A 22,568-nucleotide genomic window follows, 5' to 3' on the forward strand; every position below is an offset into this window, starting at 1 on the left:
TTAGGGGAGATTACAGGTGAGAACAGCCATTGTCATAGGTACCATAGTCGCAACTCGAAAAGAGGAAGGTCTTGTCGGGAGCAAGCTTCTTCTGACTCAGCCTGTCAACATTGACAAAGAACCCGTCGGTGAACCGTTTATTGCTGTAGATACAGTAGGCGCGGGCATTGGGGAGTTTGTCATGTATTCCACAGGCACAGCTTCAAGAAATGCCGCCAATAAACCAAAGTCCTCCATTGATGCCGCAATCGTCGGAATTATTGACGGTGTGGACATCCGGACGGATTTGTTCGACCATAAAAAATAAGGTGGTGACACAGCCGACATGATGGATCCAAAGCTGATCAAACAAGCAATGGAGTACCGCCAGATGATCGACGCCCTGATGGGTGATTTCGAATTCGCTGACGTCGTCCTTCTGAACGGTAATATTGTCAACGTCATCACGAGAGAAATTTATAAATCCGACCTTGCCATCAAGGGAAAATACATTCTCGGCGTCTGTGACTCAGACAAGCTGATCGGACCCAAGACACTCGTGATAGACGTTTCCGGCCGTTATCTCGCGCCGGGATTTATTGATTCACATATGCACTTTGAGAGCTCCATGCTGACCATTTCGGAGTTTTCAAGGCTTTCAATTCCTTCCGGCACAACGACTCTGGTCGCTGACCCCCACGAGATTGGAAATGCTCTTGGCGGCGTCGGCATGAAAGCCATGGCGGATGAAGCGGGCGTCGTTCCGAACCACGTCAGCCTGGTTGTGCCATCTCTTGTACCAGATTGTCCGTCGCTGGAAACTGCGGGCGTGGACATCACGTCCAAAGATATGGCGGATCTCCTGAACTATCCTAACATCATTGGTATAGGGGAGCTTCAGGGCTTCAGCAACGCGAAGCACGTTTACAACAACACGCCTGAGATCATAACAGATCTCGTCGCTTCCACGACTTATGCCAGAAGCATTGGCAAAGTGGTGGACGGCAACGCGCCTGAGCTGTTCGGCCGTGAGCTTGCAGCCCATATAATCGCCGCTGGCGGTACGTGCTCCTGCCACGAGACGACGACCAAAGCTGAATCTGTTGAAAAGCTTCGCCAGGGTGTCTACGTCTTCATGCGCGAAGGTTCAACGCAAAAGAACATGGCGGAATGTATCCGTGCCATTACTGAAGAAAAAATGGATTCGAGACGAGCGGTGCTCGCGACGGATGACATGGTCGCGGAAGACCTCGAAAAGCTCGGCCATATGAATGAAATCGTAAAAAGAACAATCGCTCAGGGCGTGAACCCGGTGGAAGCCATCCAGATGGTCACCATCAACCCGGCGACTTACTTCAAGCTCGAAGACCGGGGCGCGCTGCTTCCTGGCAAGCTGGCGGATATCGCGGTCATCAGCGACCTTCAGAACATGGTTGTCGACGCGGTGTTTATCGATGGAAAATTGGTTGCGGCCAATGGTCAAATGCTGATCGACATTCCTAAATACACCTATCCGGAGAGCGTCAAGAACTCCGTTAAGTTCAAGACCCTGTCGGCTGCAGATCTTGAAATCAAGGCGGAAGGTTCCAAAGCGACGGTCAACGTCATTGGTCTCATTCCGGATCAGAACTTGTCAGATGCCCTTGAAGCGGAGCTTCCAGTGAAAAATGGCGTCGTTCAGGCGGATGTGAAGCAGGACGTCGTACCGCTCATTTGTGTTGAGCGCTATGGACGCAACGGAAATATAGGCAAAGGCTTTGTGAAGGGCTTTGGCATCGAGAACGGCGCCATGGCGGAATCCATTGCCCACGATACCCACAACCTCCTCGTCATGGGGACAAACTACAACGACATGGCAATCGCAGCGAACAGAGTCAAGGAAATTGGCGGCGGTATCGCGTTGGTCAGTAATGGCCGAGTGATCGATGAGCTCAGACTTCCTGTCGGCGGTCTGATCACAGACGAACTGACGGGACATGAGGTCAGTGTCAAGATCCGCGAACTCGAAGACAATGCGAGAGCGAAGCTGGGTTGCAAGGTCCACGCGCCATTTATGCACCTTTCCTTCCTGGGACTTTCCACAAGTCCGAAATGGAAGATCACAGATATGGGTATTGTCGATGTTGAGAATTTTGAAATCCTCAGCGCAGTAAAGTAAGCGGCTGGCCGAAAGGTGAATTCATCTTGAATTCACCTTGTGTTTGCCGGGTCAAGCAGTGAAGCACACGTTATAAATTCATACAGCACCGCCGCAATTCTGCTTTTTATGGTTCTTCATTTTTCACATCATACAATTCCGGAGGTAAGGAGGGTAGGCAAAGAGGACTCTTTTTTACAAATCATGGGGGGTAACGAAAAATGACCAATAATACAGGATTTTTCGAGAAGGTTTTTAAACTCTCGGAGCACGGCACCAACGCAAGAACTGAAGTTTTAGCTGGCTTCACCACATTCATGACCATGGCCTATATCTTGATTGTCAACCCGTTGATTCTGGCTGACGCAGGCATGGACTTCGGCGCTGTCTTCACAGCGACCGCGCTTTCTTCCCTTGTAGCAACGCTGATCATGGCGTTCTACGCTAACCTGCCGTTCGTACTCGCGCCAGGCATGGGCCTCAACGCCTTCTTTGCCTATACGGTCGTTTTGACCATGGGCTACTCCTGGCAGTTCGCACTCACCGCAGTATTCATCGAAGGTATTATCTTCCTGATTTTAACATTCTTCAACATACGTGAAGCCATCATTGACAGTATTCCACAAAACATTAAAAAAGCGGTTTCCGTTGGTATTGGTCTCTTCATTGCCTTTATTGGACTTTACAACTCAGGCATCGTCGTTCAAGGTCAGGGCGTTCCTCTGATGCTGGGTGACTTTGTCAGCAACGCGAATGCTCAGGTTGCGCTGGCAGGTCTTGTCATCACCGGCGTTTTGCTGGCACTCAGAGTCAAAGGCGCTATTCTTCTCGGTATCGTCATTTCTACTATTCTCGCGCTTCCGCTCGGTGTTGCGCAGCTTCCTACGTCTGTTTTCAGCACACCACCGCCAATGGCCCTCTTCGCGTTTGAGTTCGACAAGATTTTGACCGCGGACATGTGGATCGTTCTCGGTACATTCCTGTTTGTTGACATGTTTGACACCATCGGCACACTGATTGGTGTCTCAACTAAAGCCAACATGTTGGATGAAAACGGCAAACTCCCTGGGGTCAGAAAAGCACTCTTCGCGGATGCTGTAGGTACGACTTTTGGCGCTATCGTTGGTACATCAACGGTTACTACCTATGTTGAATCTGCTTCCGGCGTCGCTGAAGGCGGAAGAACCGGTATGACGGCCCTCGTCTCAGCAGGTCTCTTCTTTATTGCACTCTTTATTTCACCGCTCTTCATCATGATTCCGAGCGCTGCCACTGCGCCGGCGCTGATCATAGTTGGTCTCTTCATGATGTCGCCTATCAAGGAAATTGATCTCGAGGATTTCACTGAAGCGGTTCCTGCGTTTCTGACCATCATCATGATGCCGCTCGCTTACTCTATCGCAGAAGGTATTGTCTTTGGTATCGTGTCCTATGCGCTTATCAAAACGCTTGCAGGCAAAACCAAAGATGTGCCTGTTGTGACCTATATACTCGCTGTGCTGTTTATCCTTAAGGAAATCTTCGCATAGAGCGTGTATCCGGAAAATGCCCCCGCGCGCTGCTAGGGGGCATTTTCTTTTCTAAAAGAAAGAGGTGTCATTGCGAATGAAAGTGGAAAAAGTCATTAAGGCCTTTTCTCTGAAGGACGCGCTGGACGCGTTGAAGGCGAATGAAGGCAGGGCAGAGCTCATTGCCGGCGGTACGGACCTGCTGGTCAAAATCAGGGAGAAGCACAATAAGAAGCCAGTGATCATTGACATTTCTGATGTGCCGGAGTGCCGTGGAATCCGCTTTGAAGCGGACTACATTGCTATCGGAGCGTGTGCCAAGTACAGTGAGCTGGTAGCCTCTGACAGAGTCAGAACGCAGATGCCGGGCCTTTGGGAAGCATCGAGATCAGTGGGAGCGCCTCAAATCCGAAATCTGGGGACCGTAGGCGGCAATATTGCCAACGCTTCGCCGGCGGCTGACGCGGTACCGCCGCTTCTGGCCATGGAAGCAGTTCTGGAAATTGTATCACCGGAGGGCTGCAGGACGGTAGCACTGAAGGACTTCTTCAAAGGCAAAGGTCAGGCAGATCTCAGTGAGTCAGAAATCATCACCCAGATCGTGATCCCGCGTCCGGGGTCGGCGCAGATCAATGTTCAGTTTGAAAAGCTGGGACTGCGCAACGCACTCGCTATTTCGAGGCTCAGCGCGGCTGCCGCTTTGGAGTTGAGTGAGAGCGGTATCATTGAAAAGGCGTGTGTCGCGTCCGGATCCATAGGTCTGACGGGCATGCGGGAACCTGAACTGGAAGCCTTCCTCGAAGGCAGGACGCTGGATGAAGCCACTATTGAGGCTGCCTGCGACCTGTTCTCCGAAGTCGTGGCCAAACGACTCAGCGGAAGGGGCACTATGCCGTTCAAACGTGAGGCAGTGCGTGGCGTCTTTGGTGCCGCGCTGAGAAAAGCGCTTCGCGCGTCTCTATAAGCAACAGGGGGGTAGCATCATGATTACGCTGAATTTGAATGTGAACGGAAAAGACCACAGGCTTGAAATAGAGGATCATATGAGGCTGTTAGACGTCATCCGAGGTCCGCTGGGACTGACGGGGACGAAGGAAGGCTGCGGGGAAGGCGAATGCGGTGCCTGCACTGTCATATTGGATGGCAATGCGGTAGATTCATGTCTGGTGCTCGCGGCACAATGTGAAGGGAAAAAGATCGTCACGATTGAAGGGCTTGAGACTGCCGATGGTCTCGATCCCGTTCAACAGGCGTTTCTCGATAACGGCGCGGTTCAATGCGGTTATTGCATTCCGGGGATGGTGCTTTCGGCAAAAGCCCTCCTCGACAAGAACGTCGCGCCGGATGACAACGAAATTAAAGAGGCCATCAGCGGCAATCTCTGCCGCTGCACGGGTTACGATAAGATGGTGAAAGCCATCAAAACCGCTTCCGAGGTCATGCAGGAACGGGGTGAGCAGAAATGAGCACATTGAAATCTGTGGGCCAGCGGATTCAGCGCAAAGATGCGCGGGCGAAGCTGACGGGAACGGCGCTGTATCCTCAGGACATTGAAATGGAAAACTGCGTTTATGGGGCAACGGTCCGGTCTGAGATCCCTCACGGGTATTTTACGCTGGATCTGATGGAGGCTGAAAAAGCACCGGGCGTCATTCGGATTTTTACCGCTGCGGATGTCACCGGCCATAACGTCCATGGCGTTTTATTCAAGGACCATGAGGTGCTGTGCGCCCGTAAGGTTCGCAGAGTCGGTGATCCCATTGCGTTTGTGGTGGCGGAGACTCAGGCTCAGGCGGACGAGGCCTGTGCTTTGGTCAAGGTAACGTACGAAGCACTTCCGGCAGTCTTTGACCCAAAAGAGGCAATGAAAGAGGGCGCACCTCAGGTTCATGACGGCAAAAACAACCTGATTTATCACTATAAATGCAGACGCGGGGATGTGGCAAAGGGCTTTGCGGACTCGGCCGTGGTCATTGAGCGGGAGTACATCTCACCTTTTGTGGACCATGTCTTTTTGCAGCCGGAGAGCGGACTGGCCTATATGGAAGAGGGCAAGGTCATTGTGGTGGCTTCGACTCAGTATCCGCACTTTGATCAGATTGAAGTAGCGGAGGCCATAGGCTGGGAGCTCGATCAGGTGGTCATTCTGAATCCTGTGGTCGGCGGTGCCTTTGGCGGACGCGAGGATATCAGCATGCAGATTCACTTGGCGCTGGCGACGATTGCCCTTGGCCGTCCGGTCAAGACGACTATGGCGCGGGAGGAGTCCTTCTATGCGCACTCCAAACGCCATCCGGTCTTTATGCGCCTCAAAGTGGGCGCGGCGGCGGACGGCAAGCTGCTGGCGCTGGAAGCTGAGCTTCACGGGGATACCGGGGCTTATGCGTCCTGGGCGATCAACGTTATGCGAAAAGCCGGCGTGCATATTACCGGCCCTTATGAAATTGAAAACGTTTATGTTGACAGTTATTCGGTTTACACCAACAATCCATATGCCGGCGCTATGCGGGGCTTTGGGGCGACTCAGGTACCGGTGGCCTATGAGCAGCATATGGACATTTTGGCGGAGGCCCTTGGCATGACGCCTTATGAGATCCGTATGAAGAATCTCTTCAGAAAAGGCTCTGTGACGGCGAACGGTCAAGTGCTGACAGATTCGGTACCGCTGGAGACTTGCCTTGAGATTTTGAATCAGGCTATGAATGGTGGCAATGAAGCGGCGGACCTCGGCGCGGCGTCTTCAGGGACCACGGCGGCGACAGGCGCTGGCTCTGCAGCGGTTCAAGAAAGGGCGGTGACACAGCATGCTTAAACGCGGAAGAGGCATAGCACTCAGCTGGTATGGCACAGGCTACGGTAACGGTTTTCCGGACTACTCCGTGGCCACGATTGAGCTCGCTGAAAACGGGGAGATTTTGCTTCGCGTCGGTGCCACCGAGGTAGGACAGGGCTCAAAGACCATTATGCCCCAGGTATGTGCTGAGGTTTTAGGCATCCATTCCGACCAGGTCCATATGATCTGCGAAGATACCAGAGAATTTCTGGATTCAGGCACGGCGGCGGCCAGCCGTCAGACTTATAATACAGGCAATGCGGTGCTGAAGGCCTCAGAGTCCTTTAAAAAAGCTTTGCTGGAAGAGGCTCGGCTGTATTTGAAGCTCAACTCCACGGCCGGTCTCGAAATGGTGGATCAAAAGATCTGGCTCCCAATCTTCCCTAGCCGCCATACGACGTTCGCGGAACTCGCCTCCCATCTGAAGTCTGAGGGTCGTGTTTTGGCGGTGACGGATTCGTTTACGGCACAGACCATCGGCATGAACCCAGAGACGGGCGAAGGGGTGCCTTACTGGCCGTACACCTTCAACGCTTACGGCACAGAGGTTGAGGTGGATACCGAGACCGGCCGGGTGCAGGTGCTGCAGGCCTGGTGCGTCCAGGACGTGGGCCGTGCCATCAACCCGGATCTGGTCGAAGGCCAGATTGACGGCGGTTTCGTCATGGGCCTTGGGTATGCGCTGTACGAGGACCTGGGGGTCAAGGACGGCGTCATCAAGAACAACAAGTTTGCGAAATATATTATTCCTACGGCTATGGATATTCCGACCATTCACAAGTATATTGTGGAAGATCCGGAAAATACAGCGCCTTACGGAGCAAAGGGCATAGGCGAGCCGACCATGGTGCCGGTGGCCCCTGCCATCCTCAACGCCATTTATGATGCTATAGGGATCCGGATTTTCGAGCTGCCGGCGACGCCAGACGTGGTACTGAAGGCCATAGTGGCGGACCGGGAGGCGAAAGCGAAAGCTGCTGCAGCGGAGGGAGCTGACGCCAATGGCTAGTCCTGGCCTTGCGGTTGACCGAACGGCTTTGATAGCGAAGATCAAAAGCCGCATAGACGTGGCCAGCGGCCGTGTCAAAGCGGATCTGGTTCTGAAGAATGCCAAAATTGTCAGCGTCTTTGCAGAAGAAATTCTGGAAGGGGATGTGGCCATTGTCGGCGGCGAGATCGCCGGCATTGGCCAGTATGAAGGGCTGGAAGAGATCGATCTGGAGGGCCGCTATGTGGCGCCGGGGCTGATCGACGGCCATGTGCACATTGAGTCCTCTATGGTGACACCGGCGCAGTTCGCGAAGACGATCCTGCCCCGGGGCACCACCACGATTATTGCGGATCCCCACGAAATTGCCAACGTCTGCGGGCTTGGGGGGATTCAGTATATACTGGACAACAGCGAGGTTTTGCCGCTGGATGTTTATGTCATGCTGCCGTCCTGTGTGCCTTCCACGTCCTTTGAAAATGCCGGGGCGAAGCTGCTGGCGGCGGACCTGGAAACGCTGATCGACCATCCCCGTGTCCTGGGACTTGGGGAAGTGATGGACTATCCTGCCGTGGAGAGCGCTTCGCCTGAAGTCCTTGATAAGCTGGCTGTTGCCGATGGAAAGCTCATCGACGGCCACGGTCCTGTCATAAAGGACAAGGGTCTCAACGCCTATGTGGCGGGTGGCGTCCGAACCGAGCACGAATGCACCACGGTGGAGGAGATGATCGACCGCCTTCGCCTGGGGATGTATATCCAAATTCGGGAGGGCTCTGCGGCCCGGAACCTGGCGGAGTTAGTGGCCGGGGTCAATAAGGACAACGTGCGGCGCATTTTCTTCTGCACGGATGACCGCCACCCGGGGGACATCCTGGTGGAAGGCCATATTGACAACAACGTCAGGCTGGCGATCTCCCGAGGCCTGGCACCTATTACCGCTATTAAAATGGCATCTCTGAACGCGGCGGAGGCTTACAGGCTTTACGACCGGGGCGCTGTAGCGCCAGGTTATCAGGCGGACCTGATCGTCTTTGACGATCTCAAAGCCTTCAATGTAGAAATGGTGTTTAAAGGCGGCCGTTTGGTCGCGAAGCAGGGTAAAGCGCTGTTTGAGGTGTCAGAAATTGCCTCGGAGGCAGTCGTCAATACGGTCAACTTCAAACCTGTTGCTGCCGATGATCTAAGAATCGCCATGTCCTCTGACTTTGCCAGGGTCATCCGGCTGCTGCCGCATTCTCTGGTGACGGAGAGCGCGGTCCGCAAAGTCGTGACCGAGGAGGGCTTCTTCAAGTATGACGAGCGTCTGGACATCCTGAAGCTCCTGGTTATTGAGCGCCACCACGCCACAGGCAATATTGGCAAGGGCCTGGTGGAAGGTTTTGGCCTCAAGAATGGTGCCATTGCCACAACTATAGCCCACGACAGCCACAATCTGATTGTGATTGGGGACACCAATGAGAACTTGTTGGCAGCAATTGACGAAATTGAGCGCATAGGCGGAGGGATCGCCATGGTCAAGGGTGGCGAGGTAGTAGCCTCCATGCCGCTGCCAATTGGCGGCCTAATGTCCGACGAGCCTATTGAGCTGGTGGATGATCGTCTGAAGGCGCTCTTGGAGGTGGGCTACAGCCTGGGTGTCAAGCGGGTTTACGATCCGGTGATGACCTTGGCGTTCCTTGCCCTGCCGGTAATACCAGAGATTAAGCTGACGGATGTGGGCTTGTTTGATGTGACTAAGTTTGAGTTTGTAGGGCTAAGTGTAGAAGACTAGAAAGCAGGGCGCCTCGGCGCCCTGCTTTTTCGCGCCCCAGGGGTGCGAAACCAACAGGCTCCGCCTGTTGGCTAGTCGATACGAGGAGGCCGCGAAGCAGTCTCCGAGGGATTGTACGTAGAACGAGGGGGCGGGTTGGGCGGCGCCCTGCTTTTTCGCGCCCCAGGGGCGCGAAACCAACAGGCTCCGCCTGTTGGCTAGTCGATACGAGGAGGCCGCGCAGCAGCCTGCGAGGGATTGTACGTAGAACGAGGGGGCGGGTTGGGCGGCGCCTCAGCGCCCTGCTTTTTCGCGCCCCAGGGGGCGCGAAACCAACAGGCTCCGCCTGTTGGCTAGTCGATACGAGGAGGCCGCGAAGCAGTCTCCGAGGGATAGTACGTAGAACGAGGGGGCGGGTTGGGCGGCGCCCTGCTTTTTCGCGCCCTAAGGGCGCGATGTGGAAGGCGGTGTCAGACACCTACTTCCCAAAGAGATGGAACAAGGTGTCTGACACCGCCTTCCACCTTCACCATTTTCCTTCCATTTTTCTCTCAAAACAATTTGCAAATTCTCCCTGAAAACGTTACAATTTCTTAAGATATGTGAGGTGGAACGGATGGCAGCCTTGGAAATCGTCAAAGAAGATGCAACTACCTCTGGGGTCATCAGCCTGCCGAGTGCCTATTTCGATCTGATCAAAACCTTCGAATGCGGTCAGGCATTCCGGTGGCGAAAGCTTGACAGCGTCCTACGGTCAGACACTGAAGTTGTCTATGAAGGTGTGGCGTTGGGGCGGTTTTTGAGGCTGCGACAATCGGCGGGGGAGGTTGTTTTGGAGTCTTCGCCTGAAGTCTTCGAGAGTTTCTGGAAAAATTATTTCGATCTGGACACGGACTACGCTGCAATCGAAGAGACCTTGCTGAGGCGGGATCCCAGCGCCGCCATGGCGGAGGCGGCACGATTTGGCCGCGGGATCCGCATTCTCAGGCAGGATCCCTGGGAAATGCTCGTGACGTTCATCCTGTCTGGCAACAACAATATTCCCAGAATCAAAGGCAGTATTGAAGCTCTGTCTGAGCGATATGGGGAGACCGTGCCGCAGTCAGCCTCGAAGGCGTTCCCAACCCCTGAAGTGCTGGCTGGGCTGGGGCTGGATGACTATCGGCAGGTTGGAGCGGGTTATAGAGACCAATATTTGCTGGCAGCGGCGCAGAAGGTCGCCGGCGGGGAAGCGGACCTGGAGGCTTGGCGGGGGCTGGATGACGACCAGCTGAGAAAAGCCCTGCTGACGCTTCCGGGGGTCGGTGACAAAGTCGCGTCATGCATCATGCTGTTCGGGTATGGGCGGAGGGCGTCTTTTCCGGTGGACACCTGGATTGCGAAGATGATGCGGCGGCTGTATTTCACCCAGGAGGCCAGCGCAAAAGAAATCAAGGCCTTTGCGGAGGCCCGTTTTGGGGATCAGGCAGGGTATGCACAACAATTATTGTTTCATTGGGGCAGAAATTCAGAAATGGAGGCGTAAGCAGCATGATTTTATCAGGCACTATTGCAAATGCAGTTGCGGTATTGATTGGAGGGATTCTCGGCCTTCTGATCGGGAAGAGAATGCCGGAGAAGTTCGGGCAAGCTATCATTAAGACGTTGTCCCTGGGCGTTATCATCATAGGCGTTTCAAGCGCTTTAACGGAGTCGAACATTTTAGTGGTGCTCCTGAGCCTGGCGCTGGGCACGGCGATTGGCGAGGGCATCAACATTGAGCAGAAGCTGGAGAACATGACCCACGCGGTGGAGCGCAGGTTTATCAAAGGATCCGGCGGGTTCACGAAGGGCTTCGTCACGGCGACGCTGCTGTTTTGCGTGGGTTCCATGGCCATCATGGGTGCCCTTGAGGGCGGTCTCAGCAACAATCACCAGACCCTATACGCCAAGTCGGTCATCGACGGCATTGTGTCGGTGATTTTCGCGGCGACGCTGGGCATAGGCGTGGCGTTTTCCAGCATCAGCGTGCTGGTGTATCAGGGGCTGATCGCGCTGACTGCGGGTTCCGTGAAGGATTTGCTGAGTCCGGAGGTCATTGGGGCTATGACGTCGGCCGGCGGGATGCTGATCATGGCGCTGGGCTTCAAAATGCTGGTGGATGCGGATCTTAAAGTGGGCAACATGCTCCCGGCGGTGTTTTTGCCAGTGGCTTTGGTGCCGTTTTACAACTGGGTTGCGGGTATGATCGCGGTGCTTTAGGTTTTGTTGGAAATCCTGCCGGCTTAAGTGGCGGTTAGCGCTTGTGATAGTGTGGAAAGTTGGTGACCATCGGCATCAGCTTTCTTTTTTTGGAAGGAAAGTGATCCCTTTTGCCGATGGTCGTAAAAATGTTAAACTATTTTTACCGGACTAGGTGGGGTTGCCCTGCGGGGGAAGCGTTTCGAAAGCGGACTCACGGGGCGTCAAACCCGCTGTGGAAGGGCGCCGCCGGCCTTTTGAGCGAAAGTTGTCAAGGGTGGCTGGATATTGGCGTCGAATTTGCATGTTTATAATTGTGGGACTTCAAACCTATCAGAAGGGGTGTTTTGCAATGCTCGACCGGATCTTTTACAACGGCGTGATCCAAACCATGGATGCCGATGCAGCAATTTATGAGGCCATTGGCCTCAAAGACGGGAAAATTGCCTTTTTGGGCAGCAATCAGGAGGCTTTGGAGCTTGAGGCGCTGGCGCGCTATGACCTGAGCGGCAAGCTGATGCTGCCGGGATTTACAGACACCCACCTGCACATCCTGGAGTACGCGGCTTCCAAGATTACCGCGCCGTTTTTTGACTGCGCTTCACCAGAAGAGGTTGTGGAGCGGGGGCGGGCATTTGCCCAAGAGAAGGGACCTTACCGGGGCTGGCTGCTGGGCAGGGGCTGGAACCAGAACCATTTTGCGGGGGAACAACGGTTCATCACGCGGACTGAGCTGGATTTGGTATCAAATGAGCTTCCGGTGGTCTACACCAGGGTCTGCGGACACATTGCCGTCGCCAACAGCGTGGCTATGGAGCGGATTCTTAAGATGGAAGAGGCGAAAAAATTTGCTGCTTACATTAACGCTGAAACGGGGGTGCTGCAGGAAAGCGCGGCAGGCCTCCATCATTTGCTCATGGAGCCGCTGACAGAAGAGGCGGTAATCCAGCTGATGGCCAAGGGGCAGGCGGACCTGAACCGGGAGGGCATTACGTCGATTCACTCCACGGATTTTATGGGGATGCCAGACGGTGCGTGGCGCCAGGTGGTCGGAGCCTTTGAGGCCATGGAGAGGGCGCGGGCGTTGACGGTTCGGGTCTATGAGCAGTGTCTGTTCAATACCCCGGAGGAATTAGAGGGGTTCCTGGCGGCGGGTTATACGACGGGCGTTGGTGCAAGCGTTGGCGATGGCGATGGGTTTTTCCGAATTGGCCCTCTCAAGCTCTTTTCGGATGGCTCCTTGGGAGCTCGGACTGCGCTGTTGTCTTCAAACTATAGTGATGATCCTGGGACCACGGGCATTCAAAGCTTTGAAAGGTCGGAGCTGAAGGCGTTTATGGCCTTGGCGGAAGAGCATGACATGCAGATCGCTGTGCACGCGATTGGGGATGGGGCGATTGACTTGACAGCGGAGCTTCTTAGGGAGCTGGTGGAAGCCCGTGGTTCTGCCGATGGTCACCTCAACCCCCTGAGGCACGGCATCATACACGCCCAGCTGACGACACCGGCGCTTCTGGAAAAGATGCGGCAGGCGGAGCTGCTTGCCTATATTCAGCCGGTGTTTGTACCATCGGATATGGGGATCGTGGAGGCCAGGATTGGCCGCGAGCGCATGGACAAGGTCTACGCTTGGAAAACCATGCGGGACATGAGGATTAGAACGGCGGGCAGTTCCGACGCGCCGGTGGAGAACTTCAGTGTTGTTGAGAATATTTATGCGGCTGTTGAGCGCTGCGATCTTTCGGGGTCGCCTGCTGGCGGGTGGCTGCCGGAGGAGAAGCTCAGCGTGATGGAGGCAGTCCGACTCTTCACCTCCGACGCCGCCTATGTGTCCTTTGATGAGGGGCGCCTTGGGACTTTGGAGGTTGGAAAGCTTGCGGACTTGGTCGTTCTGGATCGCAATCTATTCGAGCTGACAGGCAGGGCGCTGCTTGAGACGAAAGTCGCTATGACCCTGGTTAACGGTCGGGTTGTTTATGAGGCGGGCGAGGTGTAGCGGATGCTCGTTGAGATGGAAGAGGAATGAAAAGGAAGCCGGAGCCCCTGGTAGTGCGGGGCTCCGGCTTTTTTTGAAGAGTGGCTGAATATTACAGAAATATGACCGTCCCCGGGTCAAAACCTGTCCGCGTCCCCAACTTGTAAGATAGAGATAGGTTAGATAAGCACTTGATGACCGAACGTTCCTTGAAAACTAAGTATATATTGTTCAGATGAATCAGAGGCTCAATTGTTGATGAAAGCCAGTCTACATGATGTTATAATCTCACTTGTCAGAGAGATAGACATGCTCCCCAACTGGATCCCTCATCTCGAGGCTTTATCCGCGATTAAGAGTGTCACTCCACAAGAACGATTCGATGTTTAGCTGGTTGGGCCACCTTCGTGTGTTACCCGTTTCAAACGCAAGTTTGTTAGACGTTCTTCATACAGTGGAAGCTCTGATTCATTCTGTACGAAAGGTTGTGCTAGTTTTGTCCCGATTTATTGATGATTTTGTAGTGGGCTTCGATGTCTCTTCAGAGTTTTCTTTTGTTGCCATGTTAGAGCCGTCGGGTGCTCTGATTCGAAAACCTTTTCGAATTGATCACAACCCCTCTGGATTCCAAAAACTATTAGAGATTCTCAAAAACGAAGAAGAGCGGTTACAACGAAAGCCCATCTACTTCGTAGAATCTACGGGTATCTTTCATTTACCACTCTTCTTCTTTCTGAGATCGAATGACCTCAAAGGATTTGTCCTCAACCCTTTGTCTGTACATTCTATCAAAAATCTTGACATAAGAAAAGTGAAAAACGATTCAAAAGATGCTGAAAAGATTGCAAAACTTGCGAAGTATCAAAACGTTAAGTTTTCAATTATTCCTGAGCCCCAAGTCCTCGCACTTCGTATGATGGTAAGAGAGTACTATTCACTCTCTGATACTATCACTGAAATGAAAAACCGGCTTAGCACAGATCTTTATCTACTGTTCCCTGGATATAGAAAAGTCTTCTCAGAGCCTTATGGCAAAGCCTCTTTGGCGCTTCTAAAGGACTTTTCAACCCCTATGGATATCTTATCTGCGGAGCGCTCTATACTCATAGAATTGATTGCTAAACATGGTCGTAAAGGTGCGTCTTGGGCTTCGAAGAAAGTGGATGGACTACTTGAGTATGCTTCCAATGCTGCTTCTATGCCCATGGAATTCTCAATGCTGGGGATTAAGATAAAAATCTGTGTGGATAATATCATAAGTCTTCAAAAGAATTTGGAAAGCATCGTTAACAAGATCCGTGAAATTGTTAATTCTATGGACTTTCCGGCAACAGTTAAACGTCAAATCGAGCTGATAGACCAACTCCCTGGAATAGGCTACATTTCCGCTGTAACACTGATCGCCGAGATCGGTGATTTTAGGATGTTCAAGTCCCCAAAGGCATTTGTTGCATACTTTGGCATTGATCCAAGTGTTAACGAATCAGGGAAGTTTAAAGGGGATCAAAATAAGATCTCCAAACGAGGCACTCGAATTGGGCGAAGAGTCCTGTTTACGGTTGCATTAACCGCAATAAGTACTAAGAGCAATGGCGAGGAAGTCAACCCAATCCTGAGGGACTATTATCAGAAAAAATGTGGAAGCAAGAAGAAAAAAGTTGCACTCGTTGCAGTTATGCATAAGCTATTACACTATATTTTTGCAGTATTGCGAGATGATAAGCCATTTGAAGTCAGACAGCCAGAAGAACACCAATCCTGGAGAGCGGCAAAACTACAACTTATAGCTGCCTGATTCAATGGAATTGAAAAATAGCCATTGTTCGTACTTTTCAATGGCTTAGTTTGTTGTACCCATTTTTTAAACTCAATTTTTTTATCTTTCTTAAAGAAAAGAATTGACTTTCCTTAGCTGGTCTCAGAAGTTGTCCGCGTCCCCGTGTTTTTATCTTGACGGGGTGGTCCCTTAGGCATATAATTTAATTGAACACATGAACAGATATGCATATGTTCAATCGAAAAGGAGACCAAATTATGAATCTCGAGGTACAAAATGAGTATAAATGCGACTGCGCCATCATCCACGAAGACGTGGTGGAAAAAGTTAAAGCGGAGCAGCATCCTGAGGAAAGCCTTATCGACCTGGCGGACTTCTTTAAAGTGCTGGGGGACTCGACGCGGATCCGTATTTTAAGCGCACTGGCCCATTCGGAGCTCTGCGTGTGCGACATCGCCCACGTCCTCAACATGACCCAGTCGTCCATCAGCCATCAGCTCCGCATTCTGAAGCAGGCGCGGCTGGTCAGAAACCGCCGGGACGGCAAGGTGATCTATTACAGGCTGGACGACGAGCACGTCGCTGCCATCATGAACGCCGGCCTGGTTCACTTGAGCCACGAGTAATATCGCAATAATAATCGACTTCATCATAAGCGCAAGTGAGCACCCCGCGCTGCCCGAATTGGCAAGCGTACTGACAGGAGAGGATCCCATGAACACAACCCAAGCTGCTACAGACAGCAAGCCCCAAAAATTTCAGTACGAACTGACCGGGCTCAACTGCGCCAGCTGCGCGGCCAAGATTGAGACGGCCGTCAACGCCCTGCCGGAGGTGGAAATAGCTACCCTGCGGTTCGCGTCCAAAAAACTGATCGTGAAGACCGCGGAAGGTGATTCATCGCCGACGCCGGAGCTTTTGGAAAATAAAATCACCGAAGTCGTTCACCGCTTCGAGCCTCACGTTGGCGTCAAGGATCTGGCTCAAACTCAGCGCCATAACCTTGATCACAGCAATGACCACGACCACGGACATACTCATGGTCACGCATCGGAAAAACGAGATAAAACAGAGCTCCTCATAGGCGCAGGTTTATACTTTGGCGCCATGCTGGGCAGTGCCCTGGGGATCCTGCCAGATCCAGTCAGAATAGGCATCTACGTGGTCGCCTACCTGCTGGCGGGCCGAGGTGTCCTCCTTGGCGCCTTCAACAACCTCAGGCAGGGCAACTGGTTTGAGGAAAAATTCCTCATGTCCATAGCCACCTTCAGCGCCTGGGTCATAGGCGAATATCCGGAGGCCGTGGCCGTCATGCTGTTTTACAGGGTCGGTGAGCTGTTCGAAGATTATGCCGTTAACAAATCCAGAAAATCCATCGCCTCCCTCATCGACATCAAGGTCGAGAAGACCCACTTAATCCTGGAGGCGAAGGTGCAGGAGGAGGGACCATCGGCTGCACGTTTGGCACAGCCTCTCAGCAAGACGTTTTTGCCGATGGTGACAGCTCAAGCCGACTCGACGCAGCTGAAGCCGCAGTCTGAGACACAAGCTGCGCCTGAAGACATCCGCGATATCGACACCGAATTCGTCAAAAGCGGCAGCCTCATCCTGGTCAAGCCCGGCGAGCGCATTCCGCTGGACGGCATAGTCGAAAGCGGCATGGCCGTCCTGGACACCTCCGCCATCACCGGCGAATCCCTTCCTTTGGAAGTCGCACCGGGGTCGACGGTCTTCGGCGGCAGCATCAACAAGACCGGCGTGCTCAGGATTCGGACGAGTGCGGATTATGAATCCTCGACCATCGGCAGAATTCTTGAGCTGATCGAATCTGCGGCGGACAAGAAAGCCAGCACGGAGCGGTTCATCACGCGCTTCGCGAAGGTTTACACACCTGCGGTTGTGCTGATCGCTGCCCTGATCGCTGCTGTGCCACCGCTGGTCACCGGGGACAGCTGGACGACGTGGCTGTACCGGGCGTCGATCTTCCTGGTAGTGTCCTGCCCATGCGCACTGGTGATTTCAGTACCGCTGGGCTTCTTTGGGGGCATTGGACGGGCGTCGTCGAGAGGTATTCTCATCAAGGGCGGCAACTACCTGGAGGCGCTGGTGGGCGCTGACACGGTCTTCCTGGACAAGACGGGCACTATCACCGAGGGCAAGTTTAAGGTGGCGCAGATCCACGGACACACCCGCGAGGCGGCACTCCTGGAAGGAGCCGCGGCGCTGGAGCATCTCTCCAATCACCCCATTGCCAAAGCGATCACCGAAGAGGCCAAAGCCCGGGGGATTGTCTTTGGAATGATTGAGGGTTACGAGGAACTGGCAGGCCGCGGCGTTCGGGCAACCTACGATGGCCGCCTCTGGCACGTGGGCAGCGCCAGGCTGCTGGAGGAGCTGGGCATTGAGCCGGGCGTCAGCGGCGGCCAGCTGACCCGGGTTCACGTGGTGGTCGACGGCGCGTGGCTTGGGGCCATTGACGTCAGCGATCAGATCAAGGCGACCTCTGCGGCGGCGGTGGCGGCAATGCGCCGGGAAGGCGTGGGCCAAGTGGTTATGCTGACCGGCGACCGAAAAGAGATCGCAGAGGCCATAGGCGCCGATGCCGGGCTGGACCTGGTTCTCAGCGAGCTGCTGCCGGACGGTAAAGTTAAAGCTATTGAGGAAGCCCGACGCCGCGGACGAAAGGTCGTCTTTGTGGGCGACGGCCTCAACGACGCGCCGGCTCTGGCCATTGCCGATGTAGGCATTGCCATGGGCGGCCTCGGAGCGGATCTCTCCATTGAGGCCGCGGACATTGTCATCATGAATGACGACCTGGATAAGGTGGCCGAAGCCATTCAGATCAGCAAGAAGACGAATACTGTGGTGCGCCAGAACATTGCTCTGGCTCTTGGGATCAAGGCGCTGGTGCTGGGTCTGGGCACCCTTGGCCTCGCGTCCATGTGGCAAGCGGTTTTTGCCGATGTAGGCGTCGCCCTCCTGGCCATTTTGAATTCGATGCGGGTGCATAAGTAGATATTTAAGGTAGTTAAGGTAGGTGACGCGGACAGCTTTTAAATTGGTGACGCGGACAGAAATGGTTTTTGTACCAGAGCATGCGAGAATTATTCTCACTCTCAATCGAACCAAGGCACTGAGTCGTATCCAAACTTCCATTTCTGCCCTTGTCCGCGTCCCCCACAAGTCACCTATCCGCGTCACCTTCGTTTGGAAGAGGCCGTGCCCAGCTCAGCTGGGCACGGCCTTTTTCAGCTTCCGTCGACCTTGCTCATCATCAGAACAGAGGGTCGAAATGTCTTAAGCGGAATGAAGTGACAAATTCTGAAGAGGGTCAAAACAGGGGATCGGGAGAATGGTATTCGGAACAAACAAAGAATAAGCGTTTTGAAAGTGACTTATTGACGGAAATAATAAATGATGGACAAATAGAATAATAAACAAAATTGAGTTTGACTATTGCACAACCATTACCGTCCGCGTCCCCAACTCAAAACTTGTCCGCGTCCCCAACCTTCAAAAACTTGTTAGCACTCCGATCAATTGAGTGCCAAAAAACTATTGATAATTATCAGAAATTATATTATGATAGTTCCAGAGCGTTAGGTTTATGGCTCTCGGCGCTCTTCTCAAGCAGGAAGTGCCGGGAGTTTTTCATCTCAATTATATGAACAGGAGGATTCAACATGAACATCAGACCTTTAGGCGAGCGCGTGGTCATCCGCAAGCTCGAAGCCGAAGAAAAAACAAAAAGCGGGATCGTGCTTCCTGGTCAGGCTCAAGAGAAGCCTCAGATCGCGGAAGTCGTCGCTGTCGGTCCGGGCGGCGTCATTGACGGAAAAGAAATCGTCATGGAAGTCAAAATTGGCGACAAAGTCATTTTCCCAAAATATGCCGGTACAGAAGTTAAGATCGACAACGAAGAGTTCACCATTATTGAGCAGTCCAAGCTTTTGGGAATCGTTGAATAAATAGAAGCGCTTTAGCAATCACCAATCACCAATCACCAATCAAAGAAAACGGCACATCAGTGCTTAAATACTGATAATCCAACATTCACTACAGGAGGTTAACCCTACATGGCTAAAGAAATCATGTATTCAGAAGAAGTGAGACGCAAGCTCGAAGCCGGCGTCAACAAACTTGCAGATACGGTCAAAGTCACCCTCGGCCCTAAAGGCCGCAACGTCATTCTCGACAAGAAGTTCGGCGCGCCGCTGATCACGAATGACGGCGTCACCATTGCCAGAGAAATCGAACTCGAAGATGCCTACGAGAACATGGGCGCCCAGCTCGTCAAAGAAGTCGCGACCAAAACCAACGACGTCGCCGGCGACGGCACCACGACCGCAACCCTCCTCGCTCAAGCGATCATCCGCGAAGGCGTGAAGAACGTCGCGGCTGGCGCGAACCCAATGATCCTCAAGCAGGGCATTGAGAAAGCAGTCAAACTTGCCGTAGAAGGCCTCAAGGACATGAGCGTCAACATCGAAACGCAGAACGATATTGCGGACGTTGCGTCAATCTCCGCAGGCGACGAAACGATTGGCGACCTCATTGCAGAAGCAATGGAAAAGGTCGGCAAGGACGGCGTCATCACGGTTGAAGAGTCCAAGACCATGAGCACTCAGCTCGAAGTGGTTGAAGGCATGCAGTTCGACCGCGGCTACATCTCCGCATACATGATCACTGATCCGGACAAGATGGAAGCGGTCCTCGAAAACCCGTACATCCTGATCACGGACAAGAAGATCTCCAATATCCAGGAAGTGCTCCCAATCCTCGAGCAAATCGTTCAGCAAGGCAGAAAGCTCCTGATCATTGCTGAAGATGTCGAAGGCGAAGCCCTCTCCACGCTGGTCGTCAATAAGCTCCGCGGCACTTTCGAGTGCGTGGCGGTCAAAGCCCCTGGCTTTGGCGACAGAAGAAAAGCTATGCTCGCAGACATCGCGGCTGTCACAGGCGGCACGGTCATTTCCGAGGAACTCGGCTACGAGCTCAAGACCGCTGACGTGTCCCTCCTTGGCCGCGCCAAGTCCGTCAAAGTCAGCAAGGACAACACGACCATCATCGATGGCGAAGGCGATCACGGCAACATCCAGGAACGCATCCGCCAGATCCGCGTCCAAATTGAAGAAACCACTTCCGACTTCGACAAAGAGAAGCTCCAGGAGCGCCTGGCGAAACTCGCCGGCGGCGTAGCGGTCATCCAGGTTGGCGCCGCGACGGAAGTCGAAATGAAAGAGAAGAAGCTCCGCCTCGAGGACGCTCTTAACGCGACTCGCGCAGCGGTTGAAGAAGGTATTGTCCCAGGCGGCGGCACAGCGCTGATTGGTGTGCTTCCTGAAATCTACAAGCTGATCGAAAGCCTCGAAGGCGACCAGAAGACAGGTGCGAAGATCATCGCCCGCGCGCTCGAAGAGCCGGTTCGCCAAATCGCCATCAATGCTGGCCAGGAAGGCTCCGTCATCGTTGAGCACGTGAAGAACGCAGACAAAGGCGTCGGCTTCAACGCACTCACCGGCGAGTACGTCAATATGCTTCAAGCGGGCATTGTTGACCCGACAAAGGTCACGCGATCCGCAGTTCAGAACGCATCTTCCATTTCCGCTATGTTCCTCACCACTGAGGCAGCAGTTGTCGACATTCCTTCCAAGGATGCGGCCCCTGCAATGGGCGGCGGCATGCCGGGCATGATGTAGGCCGGGAAACCCTTCCGTCTTGCGATGAAGTAATATCGGACCACTAGGTCTATGTTGACTGCACACAGTCACACACTGAAGTCATGCGAAAATTGAATCCGTACACTAGGGGAGCAAATGCTGAGAACGGCTTTAAGCCGTGACCCTTCGAACCTGATCCGGGTAGTGCCGGCGTAGGGAAGTGTGTTTAGAGTCTTCTGAAGATCCTGTACACGCCCTGTACAGGATCTTTTTCTCGCTTTGACATAAAAACCGAGAGGAGACTCATCCATGAATAACAAGCTCACTGTCAAAATGCTGGTCGAAGGCGGCGTCATGCTGGCCCTCGCCTATGTCCTCAGTCTGGTCGTCATCTTTCAGATGCCCAGCGGCGGCTCCATCACAGCCGTCAGCATGCTGCCCATCCTGATCTACGCGGTTCGCTATGGTGCCGGCCCCGGCCTCTTTGTCGCCATAGTGTACGGAATCCTTCAGTTCATCCTGGGACCAAAATGGTCTTTCCACCCGGTCTCGATCCTGTTTGACTACGTTCTGGGCTTTGGATTTCTGGGACTGGCAGGCTTATTCGGGAAGAAGCTGGTGAACGCGACCTTTGGCATCATTCTGGGCGTCTTTCTGCGCTATGTGTCCAGCGTCATTTCAGGCGTCGTCGTCTTTGCTTCCTATGCGCCGGAGGGCCAGAATCCGCTGATCTACTCGCTGATCTACAACGGCTCCTACATGCTGCCAGAGATGCTGCTCACCATTGCGGCATTCGCGTTTGTGTATAAGCGTCTGGTGGCGCCGGCAGGGGCTTTGGCTGCTGAAAATTGAATAGGTTGTAGAAGAGGGTGAAGTGGGTGTCTGAGGCTCCTTACGCTTATTAATCTCAGGTTCTTCAACCCTTTTCAAGCGGAAAGAAAAAACGACTATCGGCTGAGTTCTTGAGCTTTTTAAAGCTTCAAAGACTCTGCCGATAGTCGTTGTTTTTTACACATATATTAAACGATACCACGGATCGATAACAGATTTATAGCACGGTTATAACACGTGGTGCTATAGGATAAAAATCGAAATAGCACGATGTGATATGATGATGTTATCACTTGCTAAAATAAATCACTATGGCTTCCGGTTCTGGTGAGATACAAAATCAAATCGCGTTCTGTAATTTCATAAATCAGCAGCCAATCCGGAGTGATGTGACATTCTCTACAATTTGAATTATTACCGCTTAGATTGTGGTCTCTATACTTTGCAGGAAGAATTTCTCCGTTTGCCAGTGTTTTTATGACATCTGTGAGCAATGCGATATTATAGCCACGCTTAACGGCGCGTTTTAAATCCTTCTGAAACTTGGTTGAAGGTTTCACAGTATACTTCATTTTAAAAGTTCCTTCATCATTTCATCGACGTCATCATAACCCTTATAGGCTTGAGGATCAGCTTTCATCTTTTCAACTTCCTGAATAGCAGCGATGGTTTCAGCATTAGGTACATTTCTGGATATATTAAAAGGGATCCTCTGTTCTCTGACAGCTTGCCTTGTGAACGCAATAAAAGCTGTTGTCATAGTTAACCCTAAGTCGTAAAACAATTCTTCAGCCTGTTTCTTTAATTCTTCATCCATGCGAATTGTGACATTGGTGGTAGCCATTATAAAAACTCCTTTCTTTGTCGTTACTTTTACCGTTCTCTTAAATCGGTTCTATGATTCTATAAC

General features: G+C 52.9%; 19 protein-coding genes and 1 riboswitch. Of the genes, 17 read left to right on the forward strand and 2 right to left on the reverse strand.

What is annotated here, in order from left to right:
* Nucleotides 1–16: 16 nt before the first annotated feature.
* The 17 genes from AC4PHM_RS14250 (at nt 17) to thiT (ending at nt 21,679) form a co-directional block, all read left to right on the forward strand.
* Complete coding sequence (locus AC4PHM_RS14250) at nt 17–307, forward strand: EutN/CcmL family microcompartment protein (RefSeq protein ID WP_291402717.1); 291 nt, start codon at nt 17–19, stop codon at nt 305–307.
* Between the two features lie 18 nt (nt 308–325).
* Entirely contained in the window at nt 326–2,137 is a 1,812-nt protein-coding gene (gene ade, locus AC4PHM_RS14255) for an adenine deaminase (RefSeq protein ID WP_492018403.1), read from the forward strand.
* Between the two features lie 200 nt (nt 2,138–2,337).
* Entirely contained in the window at nt 2,338–3,645 is a 1,308-nt protein-coding gene (locus AC4PHM_RS14260) for an NCS2 family permease (protein ID WP_492018404.1), read from the forward strand.
* Between the two features lie 76 nt (nt 3,646–3,721).
* The gene (locus AC4PHM_RS14265) at nt 3,722–4,588 is read left to right on the forward strand and encodes an FAD binding domain-containing protein (protein WP_492018405.1); all 867 of its coding nucleotides are present in this window, start codon (nt 3,722–3,724) and stop codon (nt 4,586–4,588) included.
* Between the two features lie 19 nt (nt 4,589–4,607).
* Nucleotides 4,608–5,090: a (2Fe-2S)-binding protein gene (locus AC4PHM_RS14270; protein ID WP_291402710.1), complete on the forward strand. Its 483-nt coding sequence runs from the start codon at nt 4,608–4,610 to the stop codon at nt 5,088–5,090.
* Complete coding sequence (locus AC4PHM_RS14275) at nt 5,087–6,436, forward strand: xanthine dehydrogenase family protein molybdopterin-binding subunit (protein ID WP_492018406.1); 1,350 nt, start codon at nt 5,087–5,089, stop codon at nt 6,434–6,436. Before AC4PHM_RS14270 ends, AC4PHM_RS14275 begins: the two co-directional genes overlap by 4 nt.
* Nucleotides 6,429–7,466, forward strand: a complete 1,038-nt coding sequence (locus tag AC4PHM_RS14280; protein WP_492018407.1) for a xanthine dehydrogenase family protein molybdopterin-binding subunit — start codon at nt 6,429–6,431, stop codon at nt 7,464–7,466. The genes AC4PHM_RS14275 and AC4PHM_RS14280 overlap by 8 nt, the downstream gene beginning before the upstream one ends.
* On the forward strand, nt 7,459–9,216 hold the full coding sequence (gene ade, locus AC4PHM_RS14285; protein ID WP_492018408.1) for an adenine deaminase: 1,758 nt from the start codon (nt 7,459–7,461) through the stop codon (nt 9,214–9,216). The genes AC4PHM_RS14280 and ade (AC4PHM_RS14285) overlap by 8 nt, the downstream gene beginning before the upstream one ends.
* A gap of 595 nt (nt 9,217–9,811) precedes the next feature.
* Entirely contained in the window at nt 9,812–10,720 is a 909-nt protein-coding gene (locus AC4PHM_RS14290) for a DNA-3-methyladenine glycosylase family protein (protein ID WP_492018409.1), read from the forward strand.
* 5 nt (nt 10,721–10,725) lie between these two features.
* On the forward strand, nt 10,726–11,436 hold the full coding sequence (locus AC4PHM_RS14295) for a DUF554 domain-containing protein (protein ID WP_492018410.1): 711 nt from the start codon (nt 10,726–10,728) through the stop codon (nt 11,434–11,436).
* Nucleotides 11,437–11,719: 283 nt separating this feature from the next.
* Nucleotides 11,720–13,411: an amidohydrolase gene (locus AC4PHM_RS14300; protein WP_492018411.1), complete on the forward strand. Its 1,692-nt coding sequence runs from the start codon at nt 11,720–11,722 to the stop codon at nt 13,409–13,411.
* 475 nt (nt 13,412–13,886) lie between these two features.
* Nucleotides 13,887–15,185, forward strand: coding sequence for an IS110 family RNA-guided transposase (locus tag AC4PHM_RS14305; RefSeq protein ID WP_492018262.1), 1,299 nt, complete (start codon nt 13,887–13,889; stop codon nt 15,183–15,185).
* A gap of 239 nt (nt 15,186–15,424) precedes the next feature.
* A complete protein-coding gene (locus AC4PHM_RS14310; protein ID WP_492018412.1) occupies nt 15,425–15,793 on the forward strand; it encodes an ArsR/SmtB family transcription factor in 369 nt (122 codons plus the stop codon).
* 88 nt (nt 15,794–15,881) lie between these two features.
* Nucleotides 15,882–18,182 carry a heavy metal translocating P-type ATPase gene (locus tag AC4PHM_RS14315; protein WP_492018413.1) on the forward strand — a complete coding sequence of 767 codons (2,301 nt, stop codon included), beginning with the start codon at nt 15,882–15,884 and terminating at the stop codon, nt 18,180–18,182.
* 668 nt (nt 18,183–18,850) lie between these two features.
* A complete protein-coding gene (locus tag AC4PHM_RS14320) occupies nt 18,851–19,135 on the forward strand; it encodes a co-chaperone GroES (protein ID WP_492018414.1) in 285 nt (94 codons plus the stop codon).
* A 108-nt stretch (nt 19,136–19,243) separates the two neighbouring features.
* Nucleotides 19,244–20,866 (forward strand): chaperonin GroEL, encoded by a 1,623-nt coding sequence (groL, locus tag AC4PHM_RS14325; protein WP_492018415.1) that lies wholly within the window; start codon nt 19,244–19,246, stop codon nt 20,864–20,866.
* A 97-nt stretch (nt 20,867–20,963) separates the two neighbouring features.
* A riboswitch (TPP riboswitch) is annotated at nt 20,964–21,063 on the forward strand.
* A gap of 73 nt (nt 21,064–21,136) precedes the next feature.
* On the forward strand, nt 21,137–21,679 hold the full coding sequence (thiT, locus tag AC4PHM_RS14330) for an energy-coupled thiamine transporter ThiT (protein ID WP_492018416.1): 543 nt from the start codon (nt 21,137–21,139) through the stop codon (nt 21,677–21,679).
* Between the two features lie 275 nt (nt 21,680–21,954).
* On the opposite strand, the gene AC4PHM_RS14335 is transcribed toward thiT, so the two are convergent.
* Together AC4PHM_RS14335 and AC4PHM_RS14340 are read right to left on the reverse strand one after the other, a co-directional pair.
* Nucleotides 21,955–22,230, reverse strand: coding sequence for a type II toxin-antitoxin system YafQ family toxin (locus AC4PHM_RS14335; RefSeq protein ID WP_492018417.1), 276 nt, complete (start codon nt 22,228–22,230; stop codon nt 21,955–21,957).
* Entirely contained in the window at nt 22,227–22,502 is a 276-nt protein-coding gene (locus AC4PHM_RS14340) for a type II toxin-antitoxin system RelB/DinJ family antitoxin (protein ID WP_291405476.1), read from the reverse strand. Before AC4PHM_RS14340 ends, AC4PHM_RS14335 begins: the two co-directional genes overlap by 4 nt.
* Nucleotides 22,503–22,568 lie beyond the last annotated feature (66 nt).

It is taken from the genome of Acidaminobacter sp. QWL-03 (assembly GCF_058683855.1).

Coding starts and splice junctions, on each gene's coding strand:
- ade (WP_492018403.1), top strand. CDS start 326: ATGATGGATCCAAAGCTGATCAAACAAGCAATGGAGTACCGCCAGATG.
- AC4PHM_RS14260 (WP_492018404.1), top strand. CDS start 2,338: ATGACCAATAATACAGGATTTTTCGAGAAGGTTTTTAAACTCTCGGAG.
- AC4PHM_RS14265 (WP_492018405.1), top strand. CDS start 3,722: ATGAAAGTGGAAAAAGTCATTAAGGCCTTTTCTCTGAAGGACGCGCTG.
- AC4PHM_RS14270 (WP_291402710.1), top strand. CDS start 4,608: ATGATTACGCTGAATTTGAATGTGAACGGAAAAGACCACAGGCTTGAA.
- AC4PHM_RS14275 (WP_492018406.1), top strand. CDS start 5,087: ATGAGCACATTGAAATCTGTGGGCCAGCGGATTCAGCGCAAAGATGCG.
- AC4PHM_RS14280 (WP_492018407.1), top strand. CDS start 6,429: ATGCTTAAACGCGGAAGAGGCATAGCACTCAGCTGGTATGGCACAGGC.
- ade (WP_492018408.1), top strand. CDS start 7,459: ATGGCTAGTCCTGGCCTTGCGGTTGACCGAACGGCTTTGATAGCGAAG.
- AC4PHM_RS14290 (WP_492018409.1), top strand. CDS start 9,812: ATGGCAGCCTTGGAAATCGTCAAAGAAGATGCAACTACCTCTGGGGTC.
- AC4PHM_RS14295 (WP_492018410.1), top strand. CDS start 10,726: ATGATTTTATCAGGCACTATTGCAAATGCAGTTGCGGTATTGATTGGA.
- AC4PHM_RS14300 (WP_492018411.1), top strand. CDS start 11,720: ATGTTTATAATTGTGGGACTTCAAACCTATCAGAAGGGGTGTTTTGCA.
- AC4PHM_RS14310 (WP_492018412.1), top strand. CDS start 15,425: ATGAATCTCGAGGTACAAAATGAGTATAAATGCGACTGCGCCATCATC.
- AC4PHM_RS14315 (WP_492018413.1), top strand. CDS start 15,882: ATGAACACAACCCAAGCTGCTACAGACAGCAAGCCCCAAAAATTTCAG.
- AC4PHM_RS14320 (WP_492018414.1), top strand. CDS start 18,851: ATGAACATCAGACCTTTAGGCGAGCGCGTGGTCATCCGCAAGCTCGAA.
- groL (WP_492018415.1), top strand. CDS start 19,244: ATGGCTAAAGAAATCATGTATTCAGAAGAAGTGAGACGCAAGCTCGAA.
- thiT (WP_492018416.1), top strand. CDS start 21,137: ATGAATAACAAGCTCACTGTCAAAATGCTGGTCGAAGGCGGCGTCATG.
- AC4PHM_RS14335 (WP_492018417.1), bottom strand. CDS start 22,230: ATGAAGTATACTGTGAAACCTTCAACCAAGTTTCAGAAGGATTTAAAA.
- AC4PHM_RS14340 (WP_291405476.1), bottom strand. CDS start 22,502: ATGGCTACCACCAATGTCACAATTCGCATGGATGAAGAATTAAAGAAA.